This is a genomic window from Leptotrichia sp., assembly GCF_057270615.1.
Window position 1 is genome coordinate 1 of sequence record NZ_DBHIXN010000046.1, and the last position, 15,748, is coordinate 15,748.

Here is a 15,748-nt window from a genome sequence, read left to right on the forward strand (position 1 = left end):
AATTCATCTCCCACTTATAGAAAGCCTACGACTTCTTGCTATCTTTTGTTAAAAACTATATAAATTTAGAGTTCGAGTAAAATAGTCACAGTTTTTAAAGTATAGTAAAACTGATCTAAAACAGAACTCAAAAATTATGAATATTTTGCTTATTTAATTTTGTAAGTTTAGTTTTCAAAAAGTTTGAGCATATATAGTGAAATTTCTTCCTATATTGATTTTAGCACATTACAAAAAAAATTTGAATTAAAATTTTTTAAAACTTGCAAAAACTAATACAATAATGATACAATAATAAAAAATAAATTTGTGAGGTGAAAAAATGGCAACATTTGAAGATTATTTAAAATTTGAAGTAACTGAAGCTCATGAAGATGAAAAGCAGTTGAGAATCATAGAAAAAATTTATTTGTCAGAAGAAACTGAAAAAGCTATAAAAGGTATAGACAAGGATATTACAATTATCGCAGTAGCACAAGTTTATTGTCCAGACTGCCGTGCAACTGTCCCTTTTTTAAAAAAATTTAGTGACTTAAACAGTAAAATAAAAATCGACTACCGTTCAAGAGAAACTGCTAAAGAATTTTTCCCAAATGATAACAAAAGAATTAAAATACCTACTCTAATCTCATATATTGATGGAAAATATAATGCTTTTTGGAATGAATTTCCAAATGTAGTAAAAAAAGAAATGGATGAAAATCCAGAAAATTTTGAAAACATTAAATACAATTTCAGAATTGGAAAATTTAATGCAGAAATTGAAAAAGAACTGGTTGACTATTTAACTTCTTTCTGAACCTCTCATTCCTTGTATCACGAGGTTCTTAAATACTATTTATTTCCTGTTTAAAAAGCGAATATTTATTTTGATTATTTAAAAGTAAATATTAGGTTTAATCTACTAAAAAGATTATCGTCCTGTTGACTTGGTTCAAAACTATTTTTTTATTTTAAAATCCCATATATTATATATTTGATTTTTGTAAACAAAAAATATGCCATTTATCTCATGACTAAAGTTGCGAGTATTCTGGTATAATTAATAAATTTATTATTCTTAATAATGGAGAATAGCATTAGTCAACAGTTCATAATCCCTGCCAAAATTAACTTTATTTCAATATCCTCTTTTTTGTTCAAAAAAACAATATCACTTAATTTCAATTTCTGAATTTACTTTCCCGCCTTTTTTACCATGCACAATAACTAAATCCACCCTTTTATACTTATTTATTTTAATCGACAATATATTTAGCTTATTTTCATAAATATATCGAAATACATCATTTAACCTGCTGTTTGGCACGACTATAAAAAATTCCCCATAATTTTTTAACAGCCTTCTTATTTCTAAAACTAATTCCTCCAATGTCAGAAAAATTTCATATTTGCTAATCTGTTTAACTTTATTTTCAGGCATTTTCCCAGTATTAATTTTTTTATAAGGCGGATTTGAAAAAATAAAATCATATTCTCCATTGATGTTTTTTATATTCTCATTAACTGGAATTATTTTCTCATTCAAATTATTTATCTCTATATTTTTTTTCAATGTAGCAAAAACTTCTTTCTGTATTTCCACAGCAAAAATTTTTGAAGCAATATCAAGTTCTGAAAGTAATAACGAAATTACCCCTTGTCCTGCTCCAATCTCTAAAAATTTTTTTTCTCCTTTTATACTCTTATATTTTTTATTAAAAAAACTTTTTATAAATTTTGAAAGTAAAATAGCATCTTCCGTTATTTTAAGCCCTTCTTCCTTTACAATCATTTTTTTATCAGCACTTTTCAAATTTTCAATATAACTCATTTTCAACTCCCTATTTATAACAAAAATTAATATAAATAAAAAACTGTTTCAAATATTTTTCGTATTCAAAACAGTTTTTATAATATTTGTACTACTTTCATTTAAAAATAATATTAATTATACACAAAACTAAACTATTAAAAATTATGTGAGTCTAGTTTTACTATACATTAAGCATATATCCTACTGTGTAATTCCCAATTGCTTATCTGCATATTCATGTGCAAGTTCCAATCTTACACGTTCTTTTGAATTTTCAAATGTTGCTTCTTTAAATGGTATTTCTGAAGTTTTTGCAATTAAGTAGTATCCTGTTGCATCATTTCTTTCCAAAAATCCATCTACTTTCAATGCGAATATTTGATCCATTAATTCTTTATTTATTCCAATTCCTGGAATTGCATCAGTTTTAACTAGCTTTTTAAATCTTTCTTTTACACTAAAGTTATATTTATCCTGTTTTTCCACAGTACTCCAAGTAACTTTCTTACTTTGAATTTCAGCTTTTAAATCTTGAATTTTTTTAATAACTTTTTGTTTAGATGCATCTGAAATAGTTGGAGTTATCAAAATATGACTGACTTTAGCAATATTATCATTTTTTGGATCTTTACTTTGAATATAAATAATATGATAACCAAACTGTGTCTTTATTGGTCCTACAATATCTCCAGCTTTACCATTTTTAACTGCATTTGCAAATTCTGGAACAAGTTTTGATAAATCAGCTGTTTCTCCTAAACTTCCACCATTTTTAGCTGAACCTGGATCTTTTGAAAATTCTCTAGCTTTTTGTGCAAAATTATCTTTATTTGTAGTTTTCATAATTTCTTCAGCTTGCTTCTTAGCCACAGCAAAATCATTTTCTCCAGCCTGATATTCTTCTCCAATTACATAACCACCTATACTATTTTTAGTATTGTAGCTATCTCTCTTAGCATCAAATCTTGCTTGTAATGCAGCTTCATCAGGTTTATAAGTATCAACTAAATAATTATAATATTTTTGAGAATAATCTCTTAACTGATCCACACCTACTAAATCAGCATCTGCCTTTATTCCAGCTGCTTTAGCCTTATTTGCAATTTGTATAAATTTATTCAAATTTGTTCTTAACATATTTTTTAAATCATTTGCCATTTTTGGAGAATAACCTTGCTGAGTTTGTGAAACAGCATTTATAATTTGTTCATTTACATCTGCATTTGTATATTTATACTCTCCGTTTTGTGCCACAACTTGTGTTATTTTATCATACATCTTTTTAAATTCTTCATCTTTAAACTCAATTTTAGATTTTTGTTTAGCTTTTGCAATAAATGAATTTAAAATCATAATGTCTTTATCTTGCTTCATATTTTCTTTAATTTGATCTTTTACATCATTAAATTCCTGATTTTCAAAAGCTTGAGTATATTTATTTCTTTCATAAGCTTTTTTTATTTCTTCATCTGTAACTTTATCGTCTGCAAATAATTTTTCTCTCATTTTATCAACAATTTTTTGATCTTTTATCATTTTTTTAAATGAAGTAACATTATACCCAATTGATCTCAAATATTGTGAAAACTCGTTTCTTCCCAATTTAGATTGTTTTCTGTAATTTTCAAATTCCTGATTAACAATTCCTCCACTTACTCTTATTCCCAAATTTTTAGCAGATGAAAGTAATATTTCCTTACTTAACAAAAGTTGTAAAACATATTGGTTTATTGTATCATCAGGAACATTTTTTATGCTTTCAGTATTTACTCCTGCTTGCGATAACTGCTGTATTTTCTGTTGATTTATCTCATTTAACTGATTTTTTAGTGAATAAACTTCCCTTTCAAAATCATCACGATAAATTTTTTCTCCATTAACTGTCGCAATTACTTCCCTGTTACCTTTTGATGCTTCAAAAATATTATTTTTCAAAAACAATATTCCAGTAATAAGCATTGATATTCCAAATATCCCCATCATAACTGCTGAGGCAATTTGAATTCCTCTTTTGTGACTTCTATATCCCATTGTCTATCTTCCTTTCTATCTTCTCTCACTTCTAATCATTTTATTATTATAGCATATAATCCTTTATTTTTCTATCGTTTTTTTAATTAGGACAGAGTAATGCTATTTGCCATTTAAACAACGAAATGATTATAAATTTCTTTGTATGGAAGCAAAACTCATTGTTAGCAAATAATATAAAATATAACTTCTATTTTTAGTATAAATGCCAAACTCTATTTGAAAATCAATAAAAAACCGGAAGATAATTTTTCCCTCTTCCGATTTTTTAATTATTTACATTTTTTAAAAAGTTTGAAAACTAATAAATTGCTCTAAATCCAATTCCACCTCTGACATTATTTCCCTTAGTGTCATATCCAGCATTTACCGTAACACCAAATCTAGTATTGTCAACTCCGATGTTAAGGTCAAACTTACCATTTCCACGTCTGTCTTCCTTTTCTTTTTCAAGATTATACCAGTTAGCTGTTGTGTATCTTACTCTTGCCTGATTTCTATTTTGCAGTTTTCCAAGCTCGTCTTCATAAGCGGCTGTCACTCCTACTGTTAGGTTTGTTCTTACTGCAAGTGGTTGAACATACTTAAATTCAACTCCAGCTTCAGGTTTAACAGAGAAATAGTCATTGCCTTTAACTTGTAGTCTTATTTGTCCTGCGTTTTCTTTTACATTGTTAAATCTTCCATATTCCATTTTTACAGCTCCAAACGGTCTTAAATGTGTTCTTTCACTCATTCTTATGTCATAACCAAGTTCATTTTTAAGAGCTGCTCCATAAGTATGGTATGTAGATTTAGCTTCAAATGTATCATCAACTATCCAGAATTTACGCTTCATATTGTTAATTCCTGCAAATACATCTCCTGCAACTGTCCATTGCAATGATCCGTTGTAATCCTTTTTAGGTGACATTGTCTTGAATATTCCAGCTTTTATCATTGTTTGATCTTCTCTTGATTTTCCTAGATCCTTAAATCTGAATCTGTTTGTTACTGCTCCTGCATACCATCCACTTGAGTTACCCATTCTGACTTTTTCATCTTCATGAACATAAGCTACTCCATAGGCATTGCTCTTATAGTCAACAATTCCAGCTGTATCAGTATTGTATTCGTCTCTTAATCCAAATGCCTTGATCTTATTATTTTGCTTAGTTGGATTTCTCCATTCGTTTCTCAAATAGCTAAACTCATTATCTAGAGCATTTCCTGTGGCATTAGTTCTTTGTTGAATATTTGCATATTGATGACCTTTCATTTCATCTACAGCCTGTGCTAAAATATGAGATTCACTTTTTCCTAAATTATTTAACTTATTAAACAATTCTTTTTCTCTTCCACTTTCTTCTGCTCCATATCTTTGTTCTAGTCCATCTAAGAAATTATAAGTATCTTTGTCTTGAGCAAATGCAGTATATGGTATCTTTACTAAATAAACTTTTCCTAAAGCACCAGTAGATAAATTTTGTGTCGCTGTGGCAAACCAAGTTAAACTTCCTGCATTTAACGTAAATTTAGTTCCACTTCCAGATGAAACTAATGATAGTATCATTTTATTATATGGATCTATTATATTATCTCCAATTTCTATAACTTTACTATTCGTATATCTAGTAACTTCATTACCAAATATCAAATTAATTTTTTTCAATCCAGTAAGATTATTCAAACCTTGAATTGGATGAGTATAATTTACTCCTGATGTATCTATATACATTCCTAATGATCCAACTTGTTCATTTGTTGGAATATTTCCTAAACCAGTTGTTCCTAAATCAACAATTGCTGTTGCCCCATTTGGAGAAGTAACTGATACTGAACTTGGTGTTTTAGTTTTTGCATTTGTATCAACATAAGTCGGCATAACAACTAAACCATTTACTTTAATTGTAGCCGAAGTTGCTCCTGCTGGTGCTATAATTTCAATTCCTCCTACTGTCTTGCTTGTAGGACTTCCAGATTTTCTTACAACTCCTTCTGCCCCACCAGTATTTGTAACACTTCCTCCTGATTCATTTGAAAATGTTCCTGTAGAACCAAGATATCCAGCTTTATTATTAGGCCCATCTACAATAATTTGTCCATAGTTTTTAATTACTCCACCACCTGTGGCAACTACACCTAAGATACCATCATTATTTGCTGTTGGAACTGTTTTAATAATTCCCCAGTTTTCTCCTACTGCGTTATTATCAACATACATTCCTTTTGTATTTTTTCCGCTTAATTCAATTGTACCATTATTTATTGCTTTTGAACCGCTTCCTGAAGCAAACATTCCAATTCCTTCATCAACTGCTACTTTTATTGTTCCATTATTTATTATTGTTCCATTAGAAGTAGCCATTCCCATTCCGTATTCTGGAACTGGAGTTGCTGATAAATTACTTCCACTTACTGAAATTACTGCATTATTTGTAGCATTTCCACCATTAGTCGCATATATTGCCACACTTCCTGTTCCTCTTCCAAAATCAATATTTGCATTATTTATCACTGTTCCTGCAGAATAAATTCCGTAAGTGTTATTTCCTGTTGAAGTTAATGGAACATTATTTGTTACTGTTATATCTTTATTATTAGAATAAATGAACTTAGCCTCATTTCCTAATGTAGCTGTTCCATTTGCCGTTAAAGTTGTTGGCCCTGTATTTTTAATTACATAACCAAACGAAGAATCTCCAATTATCATATTTGTATCGGCATTTATCGTTCTTCCTGCTGTTCCATTAGTAAATACTCCAACTCCGTTATTTGCTCCAACCTTTATTTTTGAACCTGCATTTAAAGTAATATTTCCTTCTGTTGAATAAATTCCAACTCCTTCATCTCCAACTGTAATTTCTCCCGTTGCTCCTTGAGTTACTGTTGTTCCAAAGATTCCGTAATTTTTATTTCCACCATTAATCTTACCGTTATTTGTTATATCTGTTGCCGCATCATTAGTATAGATCCCTACACTTGGAATTGAACCTGTCGAAGTCGCCAAATTAATTTCTCCATTGTTTATTAATGATGAACTATTATTTGCAAACATTCCAACTTGTTCTTGTCCTGTCATATTGATTTTTGCACCTGCATCATTTGTCAATGTTGCTTTATCTCCTATCATTCCGATAGACTTATCTCCTGATAAAGTCAACACTCCACTTCCTGTATTTTTTCCAGTAGCACCAGCTTTTGTTCCTGCTGAATTATTATTTTTCACATAAATTCCATAAGATGTAGTTCCGTCCAATGTAACATTACCTTTATTTACAATATTAATTGTTCCTTCACCAGATTTTCCTCCAAATTCATTTACTTTTGGTGCCCCGGTAGTCGCATCTTCTCTATACGCCAATCCTAATAATCCAATCGAACTATTTCCACCAACATTTACAGTACCTTCATTATTTACTTCAGAACCATTTACTGCATAAATACCTACAGCACTGTCATTATGAGGGTTTGTTGTTAATTGTTCAACATTTATTGTAGCTGATGGATCAGTATGAACTTTTCCGTAGTTTATAAATAATCCTACTGCTCCGTTTCCAGCATCTGTTCTGTCTGCCGAAACTTTAGAACCTGCTGCAAGATTTATTTGAGTCTCATTATTTGAAGCTGCTGAACTGCTTGAACTCATATCAAGTCCGACAACAGCTTTCATCCCTGTTGCTGTTAAGTCTGAAGAACTTAAATATGCTGTTACATTTTTACCAGCCTGCAAATTCAAAACTGCACGTTGAGCTAAATATCTCTTAACAAACTTAAATGAATCTGTTGATTCGTTAGCAATATTTGCAGCTAATCTCTTATCAATATCTGCGTCAATATTATAGTTTGTAATTCCATCTACAAATGCTTTTTTATAATCAGTATAAGTAGTTGTTGCATCTTCTCCATTTATAACTTGAATTCCTGAAGCAGTAATACCTAAATCTGTATCTATAGACGTTAAATTGACTGTTCCTTTATTTTTAAACTCAAATGGAATAGCATCATTTGACATAACAACTATTTTTGTATTTGCATTTGTTGTTATATCACTTAAAGAAGAGCCTTGTACTCCTATTGCTTTCCCCCTTAAAACAACTGTACTTCCTTGCAAGTCAATTTTTCCATTATTTCCACTATAAATGGAATAACCATTTCCTTTATAATCTAAAATCGAATTTTTTAAATCTATATTACTTGAAAAGCCATCACTATATGCACCAACTAATCCGTCTGATAATTTTACAAAGCTGTTTTCCGCTGCAATCTGTCCTCCACCTGTAGCATAAAATCCAACTCCATTGTTTCCAGAAATTTTTAATTTAGGAGTTCCTATTGACGAATCAGTTACAACAGTTACTCCTGATGCATTTACAGTAGCAGATGGCTGTGCAACAGCATTTTCTGTTATAGTTACTTTCCCTCCATTTTTTGCATAATACAGCACTGCATCAGAACCGACAACTTCTCCAGTAGCACCTTTATCCAATGTTGCTGTCGATCCAGCTCCTTCAGAATAAGCCAAAGTGAACCCATTTCCACTAACTGATGTTGAAGATAAAGGCAACGAATTATTTACTTTCAATGTCCCTCCATCTTTTGCAGCAAACAATATCGCATTTTTTCCACTAACCTTAAAATTATTAGCTGTATTGTTATAAATTAAATTATTATTTGTACCTCCATCTGAAAGATACCCTATATTATCTTCCCCACCAACAGTTATCCCACTAGCAGCTGAATCATTAAATGTAAGCTTAGCTTGCCCTAATCTTATAGCTGTTGAATTTTTAGCATTATCTTCTAATTTTACAATATAATTGTTCACATCCTTATTTATAAATCCTGCATTTGCTCCTGTGAAATCAAAATTTATTCCTATAGAGTTTTGAACTTTTGATACATCTCCTTCTGTATCTCCATAAGTAGCATCTTGTGCCGTTAATGCTGAACCTCCAATTTGCACATTAAATTTTGAATTGGAAAAATTAGGAGAAACTGTATTATTAGATTCTGCCAAGAAACTAACTCCTACTGATTTATCTCCATATATTTCTATTGGTTTATTTAATTGGATATCAGCCCAAGAAGTCTGAACTACTGGATCATCATTTGTAGTTCCTGAAACTCCTATACTTTCACTCCCAAATAATCTCATAATTCCATTATTAATAGAACTTCTTTTCAACGGAGCATTTGTAGCTGATGTATAAACCCAACCATAACTTTTAGGTGCATAAAATTCAATAACTCCATTACTTCCATTTTCAACAGTATCAACTCCAGCATCACCATATGTAAATGCTGCAAAAATATGCCCTTTTGGATCATTTCCAGTTCCACCAGGTATTCCTGTAACCAAATCAGTATATGTCCCTTTTTGAGCATATCCATTAATTTTACCTTCATTTACAAATGTGATATTGCCATTACTACTTACGTTATCTATTTTTACAACTAATAAATCATTTCCATATAAATTAGTAGTTCCTTTGTGAATTAATTTTGATTCTGGATTAGATGCATCGTTATTATTTCCCATATAATAAAGCACATTCACATTACCAGATACATTAGAAACCGCATTTACAGTTACATTACTTGGTATTTCTGCAAGAAGTTTACCACCCATACCAAAAAATGCTACTTTTGGGGATGTTCCATTGTCTGAAGAAGGAAGGTGGATTGCACTAAATATTGGTGTTGGTGTATATGCGGCATTTTCTGAAGCATTTATAAATGAATAGTCATAAGGCTGACCTCCACCATGAAAAAATAAATTAAAATTTCCACCAGTAAGATCTAATTGAGACAATAAACTATTATTTATCATAGTTCCATTTTTATTATATCCTATATAATCATTAGGTACATCTTCATACCCTACATTTATTGTTGGTGATTGAGGTGGTTGACTAATATTAACATTCTTAGGATTAATAACAGGCGGAGTTACCATCAATGGCTCAAATGGAGGCAATCCTCCACTAGGCGTAGTAGGCACAAAAGTAGGTGCTGGCTTATCTATTGCTAACGTTCTTAATGAAGCATCTACTTGGATTTCTACTGGTTTTTCCATATTATCAGAATCTAATTTCAGTCTTGTTGCTCCATAAGTACTTAAATTTTTTAACTGATAGTTGTATTTTCCCATTGTAGTATCTCTTTGGTAAAATTTACCTTCCTGAACTCGATTTCCTCTACCCTTAAAATGTCCATGCCAGTCATTGTAAAAATCATTTGTTCCAATTTGCCAGCTGCTCCATGGAGATTTTGTTACATGATCTCCCTGTTCCATTAATTGTGTAAGTTCCAAGTTTGTATTTTTGATTAACTTGTTATTTTCAGATCTTGCATGCTTAAAGTCTTTTCGCATTTGACCTATTGAAGAATTAATCAAATTCATTTGGTTACTAATTCCCGAATCCTTTGATTCTGCATTCAATTCACCTACTGAAATTAACATTCCGTTTAACAAAAATGTAAATAAAGCTGAATCTGTATACTTAAAGTCCTTACATTTTTTAGCAAACGACTTTAAATCCTTTTTTAACTGTAATAAATTATTAGTCACTGCTATCTCCTTTTACTTTTTTATAGTTCAAATTTCTAATTTAAAAATTTTTTTCAAAAATAATAATTATTTTAAATACAGGAAAAAGTGATTTTTGTAATGGTTTAAGTGATAATTATTTTCACCGTATTTAATAATAAATTCCATTCTAAAAACAAAAAACATATTTTATTTATGTTCCATTAAGAAGGCTTAACCCCTTACTAAAACAGAATTTACAACAAATTCATTATTTCCAAAAAAAATTCTTTCTACCTATTATATCATAAAGGAAAAAATAAAAACAAGAGATTTTTTAAAATTTATTTAAAAACATAATATTTTTATTTACATACTCAAACCTATTCAAAATTGAACTACTAAAAATCATACAAACTAAAGTTTGTGCAAAATATTTATAGTTCTTGAATCCAGTTTTACTAGACTAATGCTAAATCTCATAAAAAAAACTGCTTTAATATTAACATTTAATAATATCAAAGCAGTCTAAATTATTTTTTCTTAAATAACTTACTTTTTATTGAACATTTGTTTCCCCATCTATTTGAATTATAACACTCTGAATATTGGGAAAGTTTTTTAAGATTGTATTTGTAACAGCTTGAGAAAATCCATTAAATAATTCAGGATTTTTTTTCAAATTTGCAAATGCTGCATTTAATTTTACAACTGTTGTATTTACATTATCAATTCTAAGGCTGTAAGCACTTCTAAACTTCATATCATCTGTGATATAGCTTGAATTTCTGATAATTCCGTTTATAAAATCTCCTTCTATCAAGTTTATTTGACGAGGAACTGTAATTTCTTTTTCATTGACTGTCCTTGTATCGGGATCAAATACAAATATAGAAATCTTATTTTGGGTTTTTTCATTTTGTGCTGTTTCCTTTACTAGATTCTTGTCAACAGTTACATGTATTTCTTCGCTATTGTCTCTATCATATATATTTGTTGCAACTACAGCAGCTGTTATTAAAAAAAGTAATATTACAAAAAAGGCACTACTAAAAAATCCTTTTTTCTTTTTAGGTTCTTCTCTTGATTCTTCTTTTTTTTGCATAAATTTCTCCTAATATGGATAGTACTATTTAAAATAATTTCTTATTGCACTTGCAATTGCACTTGCAGCTCTTTCCTGACCATCTGGTGTCAAAAATTGTGATAAGTCAGAATAATTATTCATAAATCCTAGTTCTACAAGTATTGATGGCGAATTACTTCCACGAAGTACTGCAAAGTTTGCTCCCAATACCCCTCTTCTTCTAAGTCCTGTTGTGTTTATAAGATTATTTAACACAGATTCAGCAATAGCCTGACTTGTTTTTTGATTTTTCTTATAAAAAATATCATTTAAAATAAAGTCTGAAAATGGAACATCTCCATAATTTCCATCAACTCTATTTTCAAATTTAGCTACTTGTGCAGCATAACTTCCTTGATCTTTTTTGTTAAAATAATATACTTCTGTTCCATTCGCTGATGAATTTCCTGAATTTAAGTGAATACTTATAAAAAAGTCTGCATTTGCATCATTTCCGATTTTTGCTCTTGTATCTAATGGCACAAAGAAATCCGAATCTCTTGTCATTATAACATTATAATCCTGTCTTAAATTATTAGCCAATTTTGTTGCCACTTGTAATGCTATATCTTTTTCATTATATCCATTTCCTCTTGCTCCTGAATCATGTCCACCATGTCCTGGATCTACAACTATCGTATATTTTTTATTTCCTCTTGAACTTGGAATATTAGTTTGTTGTCTTGAATACGGAGATTGAATTATACGTGTATTAGTATCACTATTACTGCTTACCTGTCTTTGCGGTACAACAGTATACGCTGGCTTTTGTACTGTTGTATTTTGTACATTATTGCCTAATGTTACTTGAAACTCTCCATTTCTGCTAGTAACTTGATAAGTCGTAGATGGCTTCAAATATACATACACCACTACCATTCCATTATTTTCAACTGTATAAACTTTGCTTATATACTGATCATTTTTATTAATATATGCAGGTGTACCACTTTCCATTTTGCTATCTGCAAAACTTAACATTAGAACATCTTCGCTTCCTAACTTTGTAACAGAAGCATTTGGAATAATCTGTTTATCTTCCCTAAACGTCCCAATAACTTTTCCGTTATTATATGAAATATTTTTTAAAGTATCGGAAAACGTAACTGCACTTACAAAAAGTAATAAAAAAAACAATATCCTCTTCATATTTTCCTCCTATTTTTATTTTATTAACTATTCATAAAAGTCTATAAAATCTTATTGATATAATATTCTAATTTTTAAACTTTTACTCATATTATGTACTATTTTGTTTTCAGTTAATAAAATTATTAAATTTATTTTTTTTCGATTCTTTCAATTGCAGATTTAAGAATAGTCATTTTCGCATTTTTATCAATTTTCATTTCTACAGTATCTGTAAAAATATTTGTAATAGTTCCTTGGATTCCTCCAACTGTAGTTATTTTACTTCCTACTTTTAAATTTTCCATTAGTTCAGCTTTCTGTTTTTTCTTTTTTTTATTTGCAAAATACGTTGGTAAAATTAATACTGCCATAAATACTACATAAATTAATATTACTCCCATTGAATTTTTATTCATAATTGTTATGTTTCCCTCCTTCTTAAATTTTAAAATCTTTTTTAATTATAGCACAATTTAGCTTATGTTTCAATTTCAAAAAAATATTTTTTGTATTATTTTTACTTTTTTGTCGTACTTGACTTGACAATACATTCTTTTAAAAATTAATCTCCCACTTAATATAAGCGGGAGATCTTTTTCTAAATTTTATTAAAATGAAAAAATTATTTTTAGTTATTTAAATTTAATTGACACACCCATAACTAAACGTTAAGGTTCTTATGTACTTCTAACTCTATTACTTTAAAATTTATAAATTTATTAAATAAATTCATTTCCATAAGATTTTTTTGCTGCCAATTATTCCAGAATACAAATTAATGACAGCTCAAGGCTTGTGTCCCAACCTTATTTCAATATTTTTTACTATTATGATTATTTATTCTATTATTCAGAACAAAATTTCCCATAAACAAATATGTTATTCTATTTTTCAGAAATTGCATCTACTCCTGGTAATACTTTTCCTTCCAAGTATTCAAGTGATGCTCCTCCACCAGTTGAAATATGTGAGAATTTGTCAGCAAATCCTAATTGGATAGCTGCTGCTGCTGAATCTCCACCACCGATGATTGTTTTAGCATTAGGTAATTCTGCGATTGCTTTACATACACCGATTGTTCCTTTTGCGAAGTTTTCCATTTCAAATACTCCCATTGGTCCATTCCATACTACTGTTTTTGCACCAACTAAAGCATCTGAGAATAATTTAACAGAAGCTTCTCCTATGTCTAATCCCATCCATCCATCTTCAATAGCATCTACAGAAACTGTTTTAAATTCTGTATCATTTTTAAATTCTTTTGCTACAACTGTATCAATTGGTAATAATAATTCAACATTTTTTTCTTTTGCTTTTTTGATTAATGAAGCGGCTAATTCTACTTTGTCAGCTTCTAATAATGAAGAACCTGTGTTTTTACCTTCAGCTTTTAAGAAAGTAAACATCATTCCTCCACCAATAATTACTTTGTCAGCTTTTTCTAACAAGTTATCAATAACTCCAATTTTATCAGAAACTTTTGCTCCTCCTAAAATAGCCACTAATGGTCTTTCAGGATTATCAACTGCTCCACCGATAAATTTGATTTCTTTTTCTACTAAAAATCCTACTGCAGAATCTTTGATATTTGAAGCAATTCCTACATTAGAAGCATGTGCTCTATGTGCAGTTCCGAATGCATCGTTTACGAATACATCTCCAAGTGATGCCCAATATTTTCCTAATTCAGGATCATTTTTAGATTCTTTTTTACCATCTAAATCTTCAAATCTAGTGTTTTCAAACATTAAGATTTCTCCATCTTTTAGTTCAGAAACTGCTTTTTCTAATTCAGGTCCTCTAGTTTCAGGAACGAATTTAACTGGTTTTCCTAAAAGTTCTTCCAATCTTTTTGCAACTGGAGCTAAAGTTTTTGATGCTTTGTCAGCTTCTTCTTTAACTTTTCCTAAGTGAGAAAATGCAATAACTCTTCCACCATTTTCCAAAATATATTTTAAAGTTGGAAGCGCAGCTGTAATTCTATTATCATTTGTAATGACTCCATCTTTTATTGGTACATTGAAATCAACTCTTACTAATACTTTTTTACCTTTTACATCTAAGTCTTTTAAAGTCTTTTTAGCCATTTCGTTATATCCTCCTAAAATTTATTCATAAAATCTCTTGTTTCCTACTTTGAATTATACCACTCTTTAATCTGATTTTCAAGTAATTTAAGATATAATCTCAAAACATTTTTATATTTTTTCAGATTCTAAAATTTGTCTCAACTTAATTTTTTCAATTTGTGATATTTTACTAATTGGTTTTGGATTTTCAGGATATTTTAAAATAGCCTTTTCAAACCATGTGACACCTATCCATTTTCCAAATTTATATCCAGAATTTTCAAAAAATGCAACTTTTTTAAATCCAAAATAATTATGCAGTTTCTCACTACTTTCATTAGGATAAGTTACAAGAGCATAAACATTCACAACATTTTGCAGCTTTAATATTTCAATTAAAATTTTATACAATTTTTTTCCAATTCCATTTCCTGCATAATTTTCATCTGTGTAAACTGAAAGCTCTGCATCCCACTGGTAAGCAGCCCTGCTCCAAATTTTATGTGCATAAGCATATCCAATAATTTTCCCTTCATATACACATACAATATATGGATACTCCTCCAAAATTTCTCTAATTCTTTCCCTAAATTCCTCAGTCGTAGGCACTTCATACTCAAAAGTTATTGTTGTATTTTCAATATATGGCTTATAAATATCCAAAATTTCTTTGGCATCCTTTTCAGCTGCAAATCTAAAAACTAAATTATTCTTTTCTAATTTCATTATGCTATTACCTCTTAACTTTCTCTATGCAAACTCTTCTTTCTACCTTTTGTTAAATATTAACATTTTTTTCAAAAAATTTCCATAAAAAAACAGCCTTTCTCTATATTTAAGAAAAAAGCTGCTTTTTTTGTAAAAAATTGTTAAACTTCAACTTGTTAAATAAACTATTTTAGGTACTTTTTAATTTACAAAGTCATTTTACCACAAAAAACAATTTTTAAAATGAATTTTATCTGAATCTCTCATGGCTAAAGCTACGAGATTGTTAAGTCCTATTAAAAAAAATGGCGTACCCGTGAGGAATCGAACCCCAAGCCTTCTGATCCGAAGTCAGACGCTCTATCCAGTTGAGCTAC

9 protein-coding genes and 1 tRNA gene are annotated in these 15,748 nt (G+C 29.6%); 1 reads left to right on the forward strand and 9 read right to left on the reverse strand.

Annotated features, from left to right (window positions below):
* Positions 1 to 322 precede the first annotated feature (322 nt).
* Positions 323 to 799, forward strand: a complete 477-nt coding sequence (locus ACO409_RS08145; RefSeq protein ID WP_485556286.1) for a thioredoxin family protein — start codon at positions 323 to 325, stop codon at positions 797 to 799.
* A gap of 354 nt (positions 800 to 1,153) precedes the next feature.
* Here ACO409_RS08145 and ACO409_RS08150 read toward each other — a convergent pair whose 3' ends face one another.
* The 9 genes from ACO409_RS08150 to ACO409_RS08190 form a co-directional block, all read right to left on the reverse strand.
* Positions 1,154 to 1,813, reverse strand: a complete 660-nt coding sequence (locus tag ACO409_RS08150) for a tRNA1(Val) (adenine(37)-N6)-methyltransferase (protein ID WP_485556287.1) — start codon at positions 1,811 to 1,813, stop codon at positions 1,154 to 1,156.
* A gap of 183 nt (positions 1,814 to 1,996) precedes the next feature.
* On the reverse strand, positions 1,997 to 3,826 hold the full coding sequence (locus tag ACO409_RS08155; protein WP_485556288.1) for a peptidylprolyl isomerase: 1,830 nt from the start codon (positions 3,824 to 3,826) through the stop codon (positions 1,997 to 1,999).
* Positions 3,827 to 4,127: 301 nt separating this feature from the next.
* Positions 4,128 to 10,379, reverse strand: coding sequence for an autotransporter-associated N-terminal domain-containing protein (locus ACO409_RS08160; RefSeq protein WP_485556289.1), 6,252 nt, complete (start codon positions 10,377 to 10,379; stop codon positions 4,128 to 4,130).
* Positions 10,380 to 10,896: 517 nt separating this feature from the next.
* Positions 10,897 to 11,442: a chemotaxis protein gene (locus ACO409_RS08165; protein ID WP_485556290.1), complete on the reverse strand. Its 546-nt coding sequence runs from the start codon at positions 11,440 to 11,442 to the stop codon at positions 10,897 to 10,899.
* Positions 11,443 to 11,466: 24 nt separating this feature from the next.
* Complete coding sequence (locus tag ACO409_RS08170; protein ID WP_485556291.1) at positions 11,467 to 12,612, reverse strand: N-acetylmuramoyl-L-alanine amidase family protein; 1,146 nt, start codon at positions 12,610 to 12,612, stop codon at positions 11,467 to 11,469.
* A gap of 131 nt (positions 12,613 to 12,743) precedes the next feature.
* Positions 12,744 to 13,010 (reverse strand): preprotein translocase subunit YajC, encoded by a 267-nt coding sequence (gene yajC / locus ACO409_RS08175; protein WP_485556292.1) that lies wholly within the window; start codon positions 13,008 to 13,010, stop codon positions 12,744 to 12,746.
* A gap of 468 nt (positions 13,011 to 13,478) precedes the next feature.
* Positions 13,479 to 14,681, reverse strand: a complete 1,203-nt coding sequence (locus tag ACO409_RS08180) for a phosphoglycerate kinase (protein ID WP_485556293.1) — start codon at positions 14,679 to 14,681, stop codon at positions 13,479 to 13,481.
* Between the two features lie 111 nt (positions 14,682 to 14,792).
* Positions 14,793 to 15,389 (reverse strand): GNAT family N-acetyltransferase, encoded by a 597-nt coding sequence (locus ACO409_RS08185; RefSeq protein WP_485556294.1) that lies wholly within the window; start codon positions 15,387 to 15,389, stop codon positions 14,793 to 14,795.
* Between the two features lie 288 nt (positions 15,390 to 15,677).
* Positions 15,678 to 15,748: transfer RNA gene (locus tag ACO409_RS08190), tRNA-Arg, on the reverse strand.

Coding starts and splice junctions, on each gene's coding strand:
- ACO409_RS08165 (WP_485556290.1), bottom strand. CDS start 11,442: ATGCAAAAAAAAGAAGAATCAAGAGAAGAACCTAAAAAGAAAAAAGGA.
- ACO409_RS08155 (WP_485556288.1), bottom strand. CDS start 3,826: ATGGGATATAGAAGTCACAAAAGAGGAATTCAAATTGCCTCAGCAGTT.
- ACO409_RS08185 (WP_485556294.1), bottom strand. CDS start 15,389: ATGAAATTAGAAAAGAATAATTTAGTTTTTAGATTTGCAGCTGAAAAG.
- yajC (WP_485556292.1), bottom strand. CDS start 13,010: ATGAATAAAAATTCAATGGGAGTAATATTAATTTATGTAGTATTTATG.
- ACO409_RS08150 (WP_485556287.1), bottom strand. CDS start 1,813: ATGAGTTATATTGAAAATTTGAAAAGTGCTGATAAAAAAATGATTGTA.
- ACO409_RS08170 (WP_485556291.1), bottom strand. CDS start 12,612: ATGAAGAGGATATTGTTTTTTTTATTACTTTTTGTAAGTGCAGTTACG.
- ACO409_RS08145 (WP_485556286.1), top strand. CDS start 323: ATGGCAACATTTGAAGATTATTTAAAATTTGAAGTAACTGAAGCTCAT.
- ACO409_RS08180 (WP_485556293.1), bottom strand. CDS start 14,681: ATGGCTAAAAAGACTTTAAAAGACTTAGATGTAAAAGGTAAAAAAGTA.